Raw genomic sequence first — 15,561 nt, forward strand, 5'->3', positions numbered from 1 at the left:
CGGGAAACGCGGTTACCGAACTCTTACGGCGTGAGCACCACCTTGCCCGCGATCGTGCCGGACTCGGCCAGCCGCATCGCTTCCGCGGCCCGGCTCAGCGGCAGCCGCGCCGCGACCTGGGCCGTGATCGTGCCGTTCTCGAGCGCCGTGAAAACCTGGGTGAGGTCCTCGCGCAGGCGCGCGCGGAACCGGTTCTTCGCGAAGGATCGTCCGGCCCAGACATTGAAGAAGTACGCGTTGCGGCTGTTGGGCAAGCTGTTCCAAAGCAGCACGCGAGCGAGGATCTTGAGCACGGGCAACCGCTTGGAGCCCTCGTCGTCGCGCGTCGCGGCACTGCCGTAGGAGACGAGGGTGCCGCCGCGGGCGAGCAGCTTCCACGAAGCGGGCACGCTGGCGCCGCCGACGTGGTCGAAGACGGCGTCGACCCCCTCGGGCGCGAGCTCGCGGACACGTGCGGAGATGTCTTCGGTCCGGTAGTCGATCGGCATGACTCCCTTGCGCCGCAACGCTTCGTGGTGCCGCTTCGACGCCGTGCCGAGCACCTGCACGCCCGCGTGCGCGGCGAGCTGGACCAGCAGCGAGCCGACGCCGCCGTTCGCGCCGTGGACCAGGATCGTCTGCCCGGCGCGCACCCGGGCCTTGCGGTGCAGCATCTGCCAGGCGGTGATGCCGTTGACCACCGCGGTCTCGGCCTCTTCCGCGCCGAGGCCGTCCGGGACGGGCACGACGTCGGCGGCGTCGAGGAGCACGTGGCTGGCCCAGCTCCCGACCTTCGTCAGCGCGGCGACCCGGCGGCCGGCGAGGGCGCTGCCGACCCCGTCGCCGGTGGTCAGCACGGTGCCGACCAGGTCGTAGCCGGGGACGAAGGGGAAGGGCGGCTGGTCGTAGTACTTGCCACGGCGCATCTGCTGCTCGGCGAACGAGACGCCGGTCGCCTCCATCGCGATCACGACCTGGCCGGGGCCGGGTTCGGGGAGCGGGCGTTCCCGCAGCTCCAGGCCTTCCGGCTCGACCTTGCCCGGCAGGACCACTTCGGTCAGCGTGCTCATCCCGTACTCCCTGAGTGCTTGTCGGTTGCGTTATAGCTTGTAACTATAGTGAGCACTGCTCTCGGGAATGTCAAGCGGGATCACGGCTGGGTTTCGGTGCCTTGACCGGGTTCCCGCCGCTTGACACGATTGCCGATCTGAAAAGGGCATATCGGACGGAGGCCCCTCGATGGGTTCGGCGATGTTTTCGATCCTCCTGCCGGTAGCGCTGGCGCTCGTCATGTTCGGGCTGGGGCTGACCCTGACCGTCGGCGACTTCACGCGGGTGCTGAAGTACCCGAAGGCCGCCGTCATCGCGCTGGTGTGCCAGATGATCGTGCTGCCCGTGATCTGCGTCGGCCTCATCCTGCTGTTCGGCCTCGAAGGCGTGCTCGCGGTCGGCATGATGCTGCTCGTCGCCTCGCCCGGCGGAACGTCGGCGAACCTGTTCAGTCACCTCGCCGGTGGCGACGTCGCCCTCAACGTCACGCTCACGGCGATCAACTCCGTGCTGGCCGTGTTCACCCTGCCGCTGGTGGTCGGCCTGTCGATGGCCGGATTCCTCGACGGCGGCGGCTCGGTCGGGCTCCAGCCCGCGAAGTTCGTGCAGGTCTTCGCGATCGTGCTGATCCCGGTCGTGGTCGGGATGGCCGTGCGGAGCCGGTTCACCGCCTGGGCCGAGCGGATGCGCAAACCGGTCAAGATCGGCTCCGCCGTGGTGCTCGTGCTGGTGATCGCGGCCGCGATCGCGCAGGAATTCCGGACGCTGGTGGACAACATCGGCACCCTCGGGCCGGTGGCGCTGGCGCTTTCCGTGCTCAGCCTCGCGATCGGGTACTACGTGCCGCGGCTGTTCCGGGTGGACCGCGGGCAGGCGATCGCGTCCGCCATGGAGATCGGTGTCCACAACGCCACCCTCGCGATCGCCGTGGCGTATTCCGTGCTCGGCGACAAGGCGATGGCCGTGCCCGCCGGGGTCTACGGCGTGCTCATGTTCCTGCCCGCCGGGATCGCGGCCTTCCTGTTGTCCCGCAGCAAGGAGAGCGCGCCGGTCTGAGCTAGTTTGGGGGCGTGGTTCGTTCCCCCATCGGCGAAATCCTCGACGTGAACGGTGTCGCCGTCCATGTGCGCCAGGACGGCGCCGGGCCGCCGATGGTGCTGCTGCACGGGTATTGCGGCTCGGTGCACTGGTTCGACCGGCTTACCCTCGGCCTGTCCGCGGCGCATCACGTGATCCGCGTGGATCTGCTGGGGCACGGCTGCACCGGTGGTTCTTCCGGGCTCGACGCGGTGTCGCAGGCGCGCATGGTGGCCGGCGTCCTCGATGCGCTGGGCGTCGAGGATGTCCTGGTCGCCGGTCATTCCTTCGGCGCGGATGTCGCGTTGGCGCTGGCCGGGATCACGCCACGGGTGCGGTCCGTGGTGCTGATCGGGCAGGCGCCGGACTACGGCTACGCGTCCTTTCCGCCGGGCAGCGCGGTTTTGCTGCCGATGGTCAGCGCGCTCGTGCGGCTCGTGGCCCACCGCCCGTGGGTGCGGTTCGCTTCACGGTTCCGGCGTTCGGACTGGTTCGGCGATCCCTTGCAGGACCTTGCCGATCACGCCGTTACTTCGCCCGCGATGGCGCGAGTGGTGCTCATGGAACGCGCGCGACTGCTCGCGTTTCGTCCTCTCGACGCGCAAGTGGCGGCGTTGGGGTTGCCGTGCCTGGTGATTCTCGGGCGGCGGGATCGTTTTTACGACTGTGACAAGACTTTCGCGCGTTATTCGGCGGTCGGGGCGCGCGTGGAGGTCGTGGAAGGTGCCGGGCACTCGCCGTTCTTGGAGCGGCCGGGCGAGGTCGCGCGGTTGCTTCGGGAGTTCAGGGCCTCGTGAGTGACCTTGGTAGCTTGCTGCGACCGTGTGGATTTCTGGGCATCCAACGTCCCAAAATCCACACGATCGGCGGCGACCCACGAGTCGGCGCACGACCTGAGATGTCGCCGGAATTCGGCAACAGGCTCCATCGCGCGGACTGTAACGCGCACGATTCCTTCGACGACCGACTTCGTGCCACGCGCAGTCGCTCTGGAGGGGAAATGGTCCGATACGTAAAGAAGCCCGTCACCTACAGTGCCATCAAGTACACCGGAGACGTAGCAGCGTTCACGAACGCGCTTGCCGCGGCTTCCACCCAAATCGGGTTCGAGGTCTTCGCCGGAGCCAATCACTTGGTTGTGCGATGCGGAGCCACGGCGTTCACCGAGATGGTCGAAATCTGGCCGAATCAGTACTTGGTTTTCGGTGAGTCGCAGGCGGAAAGGCCGTATGCGAGCGATTTGGCAGGACTGGCACCGTATGGCGATGTCTACGTGACGACGAGTGGAGGTGAGCCGGGTCAAAGTGAAGCCGGGACAGTGCAGTACTTCACCCTTCGCCCGGGAAAAATCGCCGCGATCGAATGGACAGGCGCGAACTTTTCGGCCGTCCAGGGGTTCTGCTCGCACTGGGGAATGGAGGCAGTGAACAACGGTGACGGAACCATCAGTGTCAGCGGGGGGACGGGGGCGGGCGACCACATTCCTACGGGCTATTGGATCTCCAACGGCCTGGCGATGGCCACGTCGACCGAGCAACTGAATCAGGGATATGTGCGGCTGCCAGGGGACGGTGTGGGCCCGTACCAGTACGACATCCGGCTGAGTTAGCTCTCATGTTCGGCGGTGGAGCGGTGACGGCGGCCCGGCATCGCTCCACCCCGATCCACTCACTTGCCGGCGTCCCCGATCGCCTTGTCCAGCACCCCCAGCCCCTCCGCCAGCTCGTCTTCGGTGGCCGTCAGCGGGGGAGCGATCCGGAAGACCCCGCCCATCCCCGGCAGCTGCACGATGTTCATGTGCAGCCCCAGTTCGAGGCAGCGCCGCGTGACCAGGGCGCCCAGTTCGTCGGAACTCCGTTTCGTGGCACGGTCCACGACGAGTTCCACGCCGACCAGCAGGCCCCGTCCTCGGATGTCGCCCACGACGGGATGGCGGGCGGCGATGTCGTCGAGGCCGCGGCGGAGGAAGGCGCCCAGTTCGGTGGCGCGTTCGTCGAGGCGGTCGCGGGTGAGGACGTCGAGCACCGTGTTCCCGACGGCCGCCACCAGCGGGTCCGCGACGTGCGTGGTGAAGAACAGGTAGCCGCGGTCGTGCGCCTCCTGCTCGATTTCCGCGCTGGTGATCACCGCCGCCAGCGGGAGACCGGCGCCCAGCGTCTTGGACAGCGTGAGGATGTCGGGGACGACGCCGTCGCGTTCGAAGGCGTACCAGTTTCCCGTGCGGCACAAGCCGGTCTGCGCCTCGTCGAGGATCAGCAGCATCCCGCGTTCACGGCATTTCTCTCGCAGCGCGGCGAAATAGCCCACCGGCGGCTCGATGATCCCGCCGGAGCTGAGGATCGGTTCGACGATGCACGCCGCGAGGCTGCCGACGGACTGGGCGTCGATCATCTCGAACCCGAAGTCCAGCTGGCGTTTCCAGTCCAGTTCCCCGTCCGGGCCGAGGAAGTCGGGCCGGTACGAATTCGGCGCGGGGATGGCGAAGTTGCCGGGCGCGGTCGGGCCGTAACCCTTGCGGCCCGCGCTGTAGGTCGCGTTCGCCGCCGCTTGCGTCATCCCGTGCCACGACCGGGCGAACGACACGATCTCGTGTTTCCCGGTCACCAGTTTCGCCATCCGGATCGCGGCCTCGTTCGACTCCGCGCCGGTGGTGAGCAGCAGTGCCTTTTCCAGCGGTGAAGGCAGGGTTTCGGCCAGCCGCCGCGCGAGGTCGACGACGGGGCGGCTCAGCATCCCGCTGAACAGGTGGTCGAGCGAGCCGATCTGCCGCCGCACTGTCTCGACGATCTCGGGATGCGAATGCCCGAGGATCGCGCTCATCTGCCCGGACGTGAAGTCGAGGATCCGCCGCCCGGATTCGGTGAACAGGTAGCTCCCGGCGGCGTGGTCGATGATCTCGCGGGTGAAGTCGCCGGCCCCGGCGTAGCGCACGAGATGCCGGTCGGCGTCGGCCCAGAAACGGTCGGTGGTGGACAGGTCGGTGAGGGGAGCAGCCATGTCCCGACGGTAAAACCCCGCCGAGCGACACGTCCAGCTCACGATTCCGGCTGTGCTGTTCGGCTGATCCGTACAACAATGGGTGCCATGCTCAATCCTTGGAGGCTCAGCCTGTTGAGCAGGCTGGACACGCTCGGCACCGTCCGCGCGGTCGCGAAAGCGGCCAACCTGAGCGCGTCGAGCGTGTCCCAGCAGCTCGCGGTCCTCGAGGCCGAGACGCGCACGCAGCTGCTGGAACGCACCGGCCGCCGCGTCCGGCTGACCCCGGCCGGGCGCATGCTGGCGCGCCGCGCGCGGGCGATCCTCGACCACATGGACACCGTCGAGGCCGAGTTGCGAGGTCTCGGCGAGGGGCCCGCTGGCCACGTCCGCCTCGGTGCCTTCCAGAGCGCGATCCACACCATCGCCGTCCCCGCGGTGAACCGGCTGGCCCGTTCGCATCCGCGGCTCCAGATCGAACTGCTCGAACTCGAACCGCACGTGAGCATGCCCGCGCTCCGGGTCGGCGACGCCGACGTCATCATCACGACCACGGATTTCGTCGAGCAGCCGCTGGGGCCCGACATCGATCTGGTGCCGCTCGCGACCGACCCGATCGTGCTGGTCGTCCCGCCCGGCCATCCGGCCGTGGGGCGGGGTCCCGCCGACCTCTCCGCCTACGCGAGCGAGCCATGGGCGTTCGACATCCCCCAGTCGTACATGGCGAATCTCGCCACCCGGCTCTGCCGCGAAGCCGGTTTCGAGCCGCGCGTGATCGCCCGGTTCAGCAACTACATGATGACCTTGCAGCACGTCGAGGCCGGGCTTTCGATCGCGCTCCTGCCCGGCCTCGCCGTCGACAAGCGATACCGCGTCGCGACTCGCGAGCTCGCGACGCCGGTCGATCGCTCCATCACCGCGGCGATCAGGCGTGGGTCCGCGCCTCGCGCCGCCGTCGACCTGGTTCTCGAGGCGATCCGGAGTCATCCGGAACTGCCGCTGTGAACCCGTGTCGTCGCGCCACCAGCACCACGGCCAGCGTCGGCACGAGCAGTGCCAGGACACTCCAGGGGAACGACTCCGCGCCGAAGCCGTCGAGGAGGACGCCGCCGGCGATCCCGCCGCCCGCCATCGCCGCGTTCCACAGGGTGACCAGCATGGCCTGCGCGATATCCGCCGCGCCGCCCTGGTTGCCCGCCCGCGCGGCGGCGGTCTGCAGCAGTGTCGGGACGCCGCCCCAGCCGAGCCCCCACAGTGTCACCGCGACGTAGACCAGTGCCGGATTCTCGCCTAGCAGAGCCAGAATCGTCGCCCCGAGCGCCACGAGAAGGGTGCCCGCGACGGTCAGTGCCCGCAGCCGCCGGTCGATGTGGACGCCGACGAGCCAGATGCTGACCATCGACGCCAAGCCGAACACCAGCAGGATCGCATCGACCGAGCCGCCCATCGACACGTGGTCGAGGAAGGTGGCGATGTAGGTGTAGAGGATGTTGTGCGCCAGCACGAAAGTCAGCGTCACGAAGAGCACCGCGGCGACACCGGGCACGGCGAGCGTCTTGCGCACCGGGAGCCTGCCGCTCTTGTCCTGGCCGGGGAAGTCGGGGACGCCCAGCGCGATCCAGCCCAGCAGGCCGAGCGCGAGCAGCGACATCAGGGAGAACGTCACCTGCCAGCCGAAGACGCCGCCCAGGAACGTGCCGGCGGGGATGCCGAGCGAGAGCGCGAGCGGGATACCGGTCATCACGATGGCGATCGCCTTGCCCTGCATCGGTTCCGGCGCCAGCCGCCGGGCGTAGCCGGCCAGCAGCGCCCAGACCACGCCCGCCGCGATCCCGGCGACGAACCGCGCGCCGAGGGTCAGGGGATAGTTCGTGGACAACGCCGTGACGGTGTTGGCGACGGCGAAACCGGCCACCCCGGTCAGGAGCAAGCGTTTGCGGCGCCAGCCCGCGGTCGCGGCGGAGAGGGGGATCGCGGTCAGTGCGGTGCCGATCGCGTACACCGTCACGAGCTGCCCGGTCGCCGCTTCGCCGACGCCGAGCCCGGCGCTCATCGCGGGCAGCACGCCCGCGGGCAAGGCCTCGGTCAGGACGGTGACGAACGCCGCCGTGGTCAGCGCGAGCAGCGCGCCGAGCGGGAGTTTCGAAGTCATGCTCCGTATGCTCGAACCATCACATAGATGTGAAGGTCAAGTCGGCCGGGGTGAGGTGGCGCACATGCGGATCGGGGAGCTGGCGGAGCGGACGGGGACGTCGCGCCGTCTGCTGCGGTACTACGAAGAGCAGGGTCTCATCGTCTCGGAGCGGCTGGCGAACGGCTACCGCGACTACGCCGAGCCGTCGGTCGACCGGGTCATCCAGGTGCGCGGCCTGCTCGACGCCGGGCTGCCGACCAGGATCATCAAGCAGATCCTGCCGTGCCTGGACAAACCCCGGCAGATCTACTTCCCGGACGCGACCCCGGAGATGCTCGAAACCCTGGAGGCCGAACGCGACCGGATGACCCGGCGCGCCGAATGCCTGCTCCGCAACCGGGACGCCATCACCGAGTACCTCGTCGCCGTCCGCGCCCGCCGGTGAGCTGAAGGGAGCTTTCCCCTCATCTGACGCGGGTAAAGCGCCCTTCGCCGCGTCTCATGTGGGGAAAGTCCCCTTCGGCGCACATCGCTCTTGACAGGGTGAGAAAGCGCTTTCAGGATGTGGCTAGGAAAGCGCTTTCAAAGGAGAACGGATGACCACGCGGAAACTCGGCGTCGTGATGAACGGCGTCACCGGGCGGATGGGCTATCGGCAGCACCTGGTGCGCTCGGTCCTGGCGATCAGGGAGGCGGGCGGGGTCGAGCTGGCCGACGGTTCGCGGGTCCAGCTGGAGCCGGTCCTGGTGGGGCGCAACGCGGACAAGCTCGAAGAGATCGCCACCCGGCACGGGCTGACCCGCTGGACCACCGATCTCGACGCCGCGCTCGGCGACGAAGACCTCCCGCTGTACTTCGACGCGCAGCTGACCGCGGTCCGCGAGAAGTCGATCGTCCGCGCCATCGACGCGGGCAAGCACATCTACACCGAGAAGCCGGTGGCCGAGTCGGTCGAAGGCGCGCTCGCGCTGGCGCGGCACGCCGAGGCGGCCGGGGTCAAGAACGGCGTCGTCCACGACAAGCTGTACCTGCCCGGCCTGCTCAAGCTGAAGCGCCTGATCGACAGCGGTTTCTTCGGGCAGATCCTGTCCGTGCGCGGCGAGTTCGGTTACTGGGTCTTCGAGGGCGACTGGCAGTCCGCGCAGCGTCCCAGCTGGAACTATCGCGCCGAAGACGGCGGCGGCATCGTCGTCGACATGTTCTGCCACTGGAACTACGTGCTGGAGAACCTCTTCGGCGCCGTCAACGCCGTGACCGCGAAGGCAGTCACCCACATCCCGGAGCGGGTCGACGAGAAGGGCGACCGGTACGCGGCCACGGCCGACGACTCCGCGTACGCGATCTTCGAGCTCGAAGGCGGCGTCATCGCCCAGCTCAACTCGTCCTGGTGCGTGCGGGTCCACCGCGACGAACTGGTGGAGTTCCAGGTCGACGGGACCAAGGGCAGCGCGGTCGCCGGGCTGCACAAATGCGTCATCCAGCCGAGGGAGGCCACGCCGAAGCCGGTGTGGAACCCGGACCTCGCGGAGACGCGGTCCTATCGTTCGCAGTGGCAGGAAGTGCCGGACAACGAGGACTTCGGCAACGGTTTCCGCGCACAGTGGGAGCAGTTCATCCGCCACGTCGTCGAGGACGCCCCGCACCCCTACGACTTCATGGCGGGGGTGCGCGGCATCAGGCTCGCGGAAGCCGGCCTGGAGTCCTCACGCGAGGGCCGCCGGATTTCGCTGGCCTAGCGGCCGAACACCGCTCCCGGGTCTTCCGCGATCAGTACCGAGATCTCCCGGATCTTGCGGTTCGTGTGCTGCGACGCCTCGGTGAGCCAGCGGAAGGCCTCCTCGGCGTTCAGCTCCAGACGCGCCATCACGATTCCCTTCGCGGTGGCGATGGCGTCCCTGGTCTCCAACGCGGCGACCAGGGTCTCCGCCTGTCGTTCGGCGGCGGCCCAGCGGGACGCGGTCAGGATGATCGCCGAGATCGCCGAGGTGAACATCGCGACCAAGGCCGCCTCCACCGGGTCGAAGGCGTTCTCCTGGAAGCTCCAGACGTTGAGCGCGCCGGACAGCGGCTCGGTTTCGCGCCGCCTGAAATGGGACTCGTCCGGGACGAACAACGGGCAGGCCAGCGCGGTCCGCACGCCGAGCAGCTCTGCGGTGGCGGTGAAATCCGGCCAGCGGGCGGCCGCGTCGGCGTCCAGCAGGGTCCGGACGATCGTCCCGCTCTCGGCGGCCTTCAGGCACGGGCCCTCGTCGGCGCTGTACTGCGCTTTGTCCAAGGGGAGCAGGGACTCGTCGGTGGCGGCGACGGTGCTCGGTTCGTTGTCGGAGTACAGCGTCACCGTGGCCGCGTCCGCGCCCGGCAGGAGGCCGACCACCTTCTTCGCCACCCGTTCCAGCAACTCGTCGCGGGGCTCGTCGAGCCGCATCGACTCCGTGAGTTCCCGCAACGCCGAAGCGGTGTCGCGAAACTGATCCATCGTGGCCCTTTCCCTCGGACGGCGGATTTCGCCGACCATCAAGAACGTACTCGTTCCGGCTAGCCGGGCATTGGCCGATTCGGGCTAACCCCGGGCCGGTGCCCCGCCGGTTCGGTGACCATCAGGCCTTCGCCGTGCGTGAGACCGGGCAGCCGCTGCTCGAACCGGGCGACCTCGCCCAGCGGGAGCACGCCCGTCAGCTCGGCCCGGTCGCCGCGCACCACCGAACCGGTGACGATCCCGCCGCCTTCGGCCAGCCGGGAAAGCGTCGCGGGCACCGAGCCGGCCGGCAGTTCCACCTCGACCCGGCTGACCGGTTCGAGCACCTCGGTCCCCGCGTCCCGCAGCGCTTCCGCCAGCACGAACGGGGTGACCTTGCGGAAGTCGCCCGCCGCGCTGACCGGGCTGAAGTAGCCGGTATGGGTGACGGTCACCACGCAGTCGATTACCTCCCGGCCGGAGGGGCCCCGCCGCAGCGTCGCGCCGACGGTCTCCTCGATGGCCTTGTGGAAGGCGAGCGGGAGGGAGCCGAGTTCGACGTCGAGGCCGAAGGTCAGGCCGGATCCGGGGGCGCCGGGGCCGACCCGCAGCCCGAGCGTCGCGAAGTACGGATTCCGCTTCTCGGTGATGAGCCACACCGAATGTCCCGTGCCGATGGGCCGTTCGACGAGGACCGGCCGGGTGAGGCTGAAGCCGACGTCGAGGCCGTACTGCGTGGCGAGCGTCTCCGCGATGATCTCCTTCTGCACTTCGCCATAGAGCCGCACGGAGATGCGGCGGGTCTCGTCGTCCTGCCGGACGGTGATCAGCGGATCCTGTTCCGCCAGCTCCTGCAGGGCGGCGAACACCGACGCCGTCTCGGCGGGCACGGCCGGGCTCACCACGGTCTCCAAGGCGGGCGGTGGGAACTGCGTGGCCGCGCCCTCGTCTTCGGGAACACCGACGAGGTCGCCGATCCGGATCTCCTTGAGCCCGGTGATCTTGGCGATCTGGCCGGCCCTCGCGCGGGCCTCGACGGTCTCGTCGCCGAGTTCGAAGACGTGCACCGTGCTCACTTTCGCCTCCGCCGCGGCCGCCCCGCCCGGGCGACGGAACCGGACGTGGTCCCGCGCGCCGAGCTCGCCGGAGAACACGCGGACATAAGCGATCTTCTCGTGCGCGCGGCCGCGTTCGATCTTGAACACCGTGGCGCGCAACCGGTCGTCGGGTACGGGTTTTCCCGCTCCCGCAAGGAATTCGCGGATCCCCGACGTCAGCTCGGCGATCCCCTCGCCGCTTCGCGCGGAGCCGGAGAAGACGGGCGAGACGACTCCGAGCCGGGTCTGGCGGACGACCTCGGCCCGGTAGTCCTCGGCCGTCACGCTGTCATCTAGATACGCGGTGAGGAAGGCGTCGCTGTGCTCGGCCAGTCGTTCGGCCAGACCGGGCGACGGCGCGACCGGGCGCGGCCGGACCTTCGCGGCCGCCGTGCCGAGACCGTCGACCTCCGACATCGGCACGCAGGCGACGCCGAGGCGTTCGGCGAGGTCGGCCAAGAGACCGTCGTGGCGGGCGCCCGCGCGGTCGATCTTGTTGACGAAGATCAGCACGGGGATCCGCAGCCGCCTGAGCGCGCGCATGAGCACGCGGGTCTGCGCCTGCACGCCCTCGACGGCGGACACGACGAGGACGACGCCGTCGAGCACCCGCAGCGCGCGTTCGACCTCGGCGATGAAGTCCGGATGGCCGGGGGTGTCGATCAGGTTGACGCGCAGGTCGCCGACGCGGAAGGCCACGACGGCCGAGCGGATGGTGATACCGCGACGGCGTTCCAGATCCATCGTGTCGGTGCGGGTGTCCCCGGCGTCGACGCGGCCGAGGGTGCCGATCGCGCCGGTGTGATGGAGCAGGCGCTCCGTCAGGCTCGTCTTACCGGCGTCGACATGGGCGAGGATTCCGAGGTTCAGGTACTCCATGGATGAACGGCTCCAGGGCTGTCGAGAGGTCCATACGGCTGGGGGACTCGACAGCTCGGCGCACGCCGTTCTCCTTCTTCCCGGGAAAGCACCTGGTCGGGCCGGACGTTAGCAGCGTGTTTCCGGCCGGTCACGCGATTTAGGCCGGGCCGTTGACTTGCGGCGGCCCATGAGCTGTAATTCTCGAACAATTCAGCGCAAGAACATGACAAGAGTCAGGAAGATTCCGCTCAGTCCCCTCCCGGAACAGAGGAATGTCATGAGAACGAGGCGCCTTCTGACGTACGCCGCCCTGTCCCTTCTTCTGGCCCCACCCGCCGTCGCCGCGGCCGATCCCCCAACGGCCTTGGCGCCCCCTGCCGCAGCCGCCGAAGCGGCCGACGCGACGTACACCGCCAGCAGCCAGCTGCCCGGGTACGCCGTTTCGAACGTCGGCGACGGGAACCAGGCGACCTACTGGGAAAGCACGAACAACCAGTTCCCGCAATGGATCCAGGCCGACCTCGGCGCGGCCACGAACATCGCCCGGCTCGTGCTCAAACTGCCTTCCGGCTGGGAAGCCCGCACCCAGACGTTCTCGGTGCAGGGCAGCGGAAACGGCGCGAGCTTCAGTGATCTCGTCCCGTCGGCAGGCCACCGGTTCGACCCGGCGACGGGCAACACCGTCACCCTCGACGTCACCGGGAACACCAGGTTCGTGCGGCTGAACATCTCCGCCAACACCGGCTGGCCCGCGGCCCAGCTCTCGGAGTTCGAGGTGCACGGTCCGGCGGGCGGGGACACGCAACCGCCGTCCGCGCCGGGGAACCTCGCCTACACCGAGCCGTCGAGCGGCAAGATCCGGCTCACGTGGTCGGCTTCGACCGACAACACCGGCGTCACGGGGTACGACGTGTACGCCAACGGGCAGTTGCGGGGCAGCGTCGGCGGTGACGTCCTGACCTACACCGACGACCAGCCGGAAAGCGCGACCGTCGCGTACTCCGTGCGGGCACGCGACGCGGCGGGCAACCAGTCGCCGAGCAGCGGCACCGTGACGAGGACCGGTACCCAGGCCGGGACGAATCTCGCGCTGCGCAAGCCGATCACGGCGTCTTCGGTGCAGCACTCCTACGTCGCGGCCAACGCCAACGACGACTCCACGGCCACCTATTGGGAGGGTGCGGCGTACCCGAACCTGCTGACCGTGGCGCTCGGGTCCAACGCCGACCTCGACCGGGTCGTGGTCAAGCTCAACCCGGATCCCGTCTGGGCCCAGCGGACGCAGACGATCGCGGTCGAAGGGCGTGACCAGGGCGCGGCCGCGTTCACCACGCTGGTGCCCGCGCAGACGTACACCTTCACCCCGTCGAGCGGCAACACCGTGACGATCCCGGCCGGTGGCCGCGCCGCCGACGTCCGGCTGCGGATCACCGCCAACTCCGGAGCCCCGGGCGGGCAAGCCGCGGAGTTCCAGGTCTTCGGCGTCCCCGCCCCGAATCCCGACCTCACGGTTTCGGGGGTTTCGTGGTCGCCCGAGAACCCGGTGGAGACCGACACGATCACCGTGTCGGCGACCGTCCGCAACGCCGGGACCGCGGCGTCGGGCGCGACGAACGTGAACCTCTACCTGGGCACGGCGAAGGTCGGCACGGCACCGGTCGGCGCACTCGCCGCGGGAGCGTCGGCGACCGTCTCGGCGGACATCGGCACCCGGGAAGCGGGCAGTCACCAGATCACCGCGAAGGTCGACGAGGCCAACGCCGTCGTCGAGCAGGACGAGGGCAACAACTCCTACACCGGCGCGACCGCGCTCGTCGTCAGCCCGGTCCAGAGTTCCGACCTCGTCGCGGCCACCGCCTGGTCGCCGAACAACCCGACGCCGGGTGGCACCGTGACCTTCTCCGCCACGGTGCGCAACCAGGGCACGGTCGCTTCGGCCGCTGGGGCCCACGGCGTCACGGTGACGATCACCGACCAGAACGGCGCCGTCGTCAAGACGCTCAGCGGCTCGTACTCCGGCGCGATCGCCGCCGGGGCCACCGCGCCGCCGGTGAACGTCGGCACCTGGACCGCCGGGAACGGCCGGTACACGGTCAAGACCGTCGTCGCGAACGACGCCAACGAGCTGCCCGCCAAACAGGGCAACAACACGAGCACGCAAGCGTTGTTCGTCGGCCGCGGCGCGAACATGCCCTACGACCTGTACGAGGCCGAAGACGGTGTGGTCGCGGGCGGCGCGTCCGTGATCGGCCCGAACCGGAAGATCGGCGACCTCGCGGGGGAGGCGTCGGGCCGCAAGGCGGTGACGCTGAACTCGACCGGTGCCTCGGTCGAATTCACCACCCGCGCGGCCACGAACACCCTGGTGACCCGGTTCTCGATGCCGGACGCCGCGGGTGGCGGCGGGCAGAACTCGACGTTGAACGTCTACGTCGATGGCACGTTCCTGAAGGCCATCGACCTGACTTCGCGCCACGCGTGGCTTTACGGCCCCGAAGCCTCTCCGCAGAACTCTCCCGGAGCCGGGCCCGCCCGCCACATCTACGACGAGGCCAGCATGCTGCTCGGCACGACCGTGCCCGCCGGGCACAAGATCAAGCTGCAGAAGGACGCCGGCAACGGCTTGAACTACGCGATCGATTTCGTGAACTTCGAGCTGGCCACGGCGGCCGCGAACCCCGACCCGGCGCACTACGCCGTCCCGGCCGGGTTCAGCCAACAGGATGTGCAGGCCGCGCTGGACAAGGTCCGCCAGGATCCGAACCTCACCGGCGTCTTCCTGCCGCCGGGGCAGTATCCGATGACGAACAAGGTCACCGTGTACGGCAAGCCGGTCACGGTGCTCGGCGCCGGGCCGTGGTTCACGAGGTTCACCGCGCCCGCCGGACAGGAGAACACCGACATCGGGTTCGACGCGCAGGCGAGCGCGAGCGGTTCGACGTTCGGCGGATTCGCCGTGTTCGGGAACTACACGTCCCGGATCGACGGCCCCGGCAAGGTCTTCAACTTCACGAACGTCACGAACATGACCATCGACGACATCTGGGTGGAGCACCAGATGTGCCTGCTGTGGGCGACCAATGTGGACAACACGACGGTGAAGAACTCGCGGATCCGCGACATGTTCGCCGACGGGGTCAACTTCACCAACGGCAGCACCGGAAACCGGGTCACCAACAACGAGGCCCGCTCGACCGGTGACGACAGTTTCGCGCTGTTCGCCGCCACGGACCTCAACGCGGGTAACCAGTACGACAACGTGTTCGAGAACCTGACCGTGCTGCTTCCCTGGCGTGCGGCCGGATTGGCGGTGTACGGCGGGTACGGCAACACCTTCCGGAACCTCTACATCGCGGACACGCTGACGTACTCGGGGATCACGATCAGTTCGCTCGACTTCGGCTATCCGTTCCTCGGATTCGGTCCGCAGCCGACGACCGTCCAGAACGTCTCACTGGTTCGCACCGGTGGTCATTTCTGGGGACAGCAGACGTTCCCGGCGATCTGGATGTTCTCCGCCTCCAAGGAGTTCCGTGGTATCCGGGTGTCCGATGTGGACATCCAGAGCCCGACGTACAGCGGCATCATGTTCCAGACCAAGTACACCGGGAACCGGCCGGAGCACCCGGTCGAGGACACGGTGCTGACGAACGTGTCGATCACCGGCGCGCACCGCAGCGGTGACGAGTTCGACGCGAAGTCGGGGATCGGGATCTGGGTCAACGAGCTGCCGGAACCGGGTCAGGGCCCGGCCGTCGGCTCGGCGACGTTCACCGGGCTCACCCTGGGCGACAACGCCGAAGACATCCGGAACACGACGAGCACGTTCACCATCAACCGCAACTGAGTGCCCCCTCGTGAGTGGCAAGGACGGTTAGAACCGTCCTTGCCACTCACGAGGCCCAGGGCGTTGCCGAAGCGCGGAATCCGTG

Annotated in this window: 12 protein-coding genes; 7 read left to right on the forward strand and 5 right to left on the reverse strand. The window is 68.8% G+C overall.

Annotated features, from left to right (window positions below):
- Window positions 1-23: 23 nt before the first annotated feature.
- A complete protein-coding gene (locus MJQ72_RS17535; RefSeq protein ID WP_240600319.1) occupies window positions 24-1,049 on the reverse strand; it encodes a medium chain dehydrogenase/reductase family protein in 1,026 nt (341 codons plus the stop codon).
- 169 nt (window positions 1,050-1,218) lie between these two features.
- Between MJQ72_RS17535 and MJQ72_RS17540 the strand changes: the two genes are divergently transcribed.
- The 3 genes from MJQ72_RS17540 to MJQ72_RS17550 all read left to right on the forward strand — a co-directional run bounded on the left by MJQ72_RS17540 (window position 1,219) and on the right by MJQ72_RS17550 (window position 3,715).
- On the forward strand, window positions 1,219-2,085 hold the full coding sequence (locus MJQ72_RS17540) for a bile acid:sodium symporter family protein (RefSeq protein WP_396426953.1): 867 nt from the start codon (window positions 1,219-1,221) through the stop codon (window positions 2,083-2,085).
- Between the two features lie 14 nt (window positions 2,086-2,099).
- Complete coding sequence (locus tag MJQ72_RS17545; protein ID WP_240600322.1) at window positions 2,100-2,903, forward strand: alpha/beta fold hydrolase; 804 nt, start codon at window positions 2,100-2,102, stop codon at window positions 2,901-2,903.
- A 203-nt stretch (window positions 2,904-3,106) separates the two neighbouring features.
- Window positions 3,107-3,715, forward strand: coding sequence for a hypothetical protein (locus MJQ72_RS17550; protein ID WP_240600323.1), 609 nt, complete (start codon window positions 3,107-3,109; stop codon window positions 3,713-3,715).
- Between the two features lie 59 nt (window positions 3,716-3,774).
- Here MJQ72_RS17550 and MJQ72_RS17555 read toward each other — a convergent pair whose 3' ends face one another.
- Window positions 3,775-5,103 (reverse strand): aspartate aminotransferase family protein, encoded by a 1,329-nt coding sequence (locus tag MJQ72_RS17555; protein ID WP_240600324.1) that lies wholly within the window; start codon window positions 5,101-5,103, stop codon window positions 3,775-3,777.
- A gap of 87 nt (window positions 5,104-5,190) precedes the next feature.
- Between MJQ72_RS17555 and MJQ72_RS17560 the strand changes: the two genes are divergently transcribed.
- A complete protein-coding gene (locus tag MJQ72_RS17560) occupies window positions 5,191-6,087 on the forward strand; it encodes a LysR family transcriptional regulator (protein ID WP_240600326.1) in 897 nt (298 codons plus the stop codon).
- On the opposite strand, the gene MJQ72_RS17565 is transcribed toward MJQ72_RS17560, so the two are convergent.
- Window positions 6,008-7,234, reverse strand: a complete 1,227-nt coding sequence (locus MJQ72_RS17565) for an MFS transporter (RefSeq protein ID WP_240600328.1) — start codon at window positions 7,232-7,234, stop codon at window positions 6,008-6,010. The two genes, MJQ72_RS17560 and MJQ72_RS17565, sit on opposite strands and share 80 nt — an antisense overlap.
- A gap of 64 nt (window positions 7,235-7,298) precedes the next feature.
- On the opposite strand from MJQ72_RS17565, the gene MJQ72_RS17570 reads away from it, so the two are divergent.
- On the forward strand, window positions 7,299-7,661 hold the full coding sequence (locus tag MJQ72_RS17570) for a MerR family transcriptional regulator (RefSeq protein WP_240600330.1): 363 nt from the start codon (window positions 7,299-7,301) through the stop codon (window positions 7,659-7,661).
- A gap of 151 nt (window positions 7,662-7,812) precedes the next feature.
- Window positions 7,813-8,952, forward strand: a complete 1,140-nt coding sequence (locus tag MJQ72_RS17575; protein WP_240600332.1) for a Gfo/Idh/MocA family protein — start codon at window positions 7,813-7,815, stop codon at window positions 8,950-8,952.
- Here MJQ72_RS17575 and MJQ72_RS17580 read toward each other — a convergent pair.
- Entirely contained in the window at window positions 8,949-9,692 is a 744-nt protein-coding gene (locus MJQ72_RS17580) for a GAF and ANTAR domain-containing protein (protein ID WP_240600335.1), read from the reverse strand. The genes MJQ72_RS17575 and MJQ72_RS17580 overlap by 4 nt on opposite strands.
- Before the next feature lie 59 nt (window positions 9,693-9,751).
- The gene (locus MJQ72_RS17585) at window positions 9,752-11,647 is read right to left on the reverse strand and encodes a translation factor GTPase family protein (protein WP_240600337.1); all 1,896 of its coding nucleotides are present in this window, start codon (window positions 11,645-11,647) and stop codon (window positions 9,752-9,754) included.
- 259 nt (window positions 11,648-11,906) lie between these two features.
- Between MJQ72_RS17585 and MJQ72_RS17590 the strand changes: the two genes are divergently transcribed.
- Window positions 11,907-15,476: a CARDB domain-containing protein gene (locus tag MJQ72_RS17590; RefSeq protein ID WP_240600340.1), complete on the forward strand. Its 3,570-nt coding sequence runs from the start codon at window positions 11,907-11,909 to the stop codon at window positions 15,474-15,476.
- Window positions 15,477-15,561 lie beyond the last annotated feature (85 nt).

Origin of the sequence: Amycolatopsis sp. EV170708-02-1 (genome assembly GCF_022479115.1) — a bacterium.
GTDB lineage: Bacteria > Actinomycetota > Actinomycetes > Mycobacteriales > Pseudonocardiaceae > Amycolatopsis.

What these genes read in the sequence shown, in the direction of transcription:
- MJQ72_RS17570 (WP_240600330.1), top strand. Translation starts at nt 7,299, where the DNA reads ATGCGGATCGGGGAGCTGGCGGAGCGGACGGGGACGTCGCGCCGTCTG.
- MJQ72_RS17555 (WP_240600324.1), bottom strand. Translation starts at nt 5,103, where the DNA reads ATGGCTGCTCCCCTCACCGACCTGTCCACCACCGACCGTTTCTGGGCC.
- MJQ72_RS17540 (WP_396426953.1), top strand. Translation starts at nt 1,219, where the DNA reads ATGGGTTCGGCGATGTTTTCGATCCTCCTGCCGGTAGCGCTGGCGCTC.
- MJQ72_RS17550 (WP_240600323.1), top strand. Translation starts at nt 3,107, where the DNA reads ATGGTCCGATACGTAAAGAAGCCCGTCACCTACAGTGCCATCAAGTAC.
- MJQ72_RS17535 (WP_240600319.1), bottom strand. Translation starts at nt 1,049, where the DNA reads ATGAGCACGCTGACCGAAGTGGTCCTGCCGGGCAAGGTCGAGCCGGAA.
- MJQ72_RS17560 (WP_240600326.1), top strand. Translation starts at nt 5,191, where the DNA reads ATGCTCAATCCTTGGAGGCTCAGCCTGTTGAGCAGGCTGGACACGCTC.
- MJQ72_RS17585 (WP_240600337.1), bottom strand. Translation starts at nt 11,647, where the DNA reads ATGGAGTACCTGAACCTCGGAATCCTCGCCCATGTCGACGCCGGTAAG.
- MJQ72_RS17565 (WP_240600328.1), bottom strand. Translation starts at nt 7,234, where the DNA reads ATGACTTCGAAACTCCCGCTCGGCGCGCTGCTCGCGCTGACCACGGCG.
- MJQ72_RS17575 (WP_240600332.1), top strand. Translation starts at nt 7,813, where the DNA reads ATGACCACGCGGAAACTCGGCGTCGTGATGAACGGCGTCACCGGGCGG.
- MJQ72_RS17590 (WP_240600340.1), top strand. Translation starts at nt 11,907, where the DNA reads ATGAGAACGAGGCGCCTTCTGACGTACGCCGCCCTGTCCCTTCTTCTG.
- MJQ72_RS17580 (WP_240600335.1), bottom strand. Translation starts at nt 9,692, where the DNA reads ATGGATCAGTTTCGCGACACCGCTTCGGCGTTGCGGGAACTCACGGAG.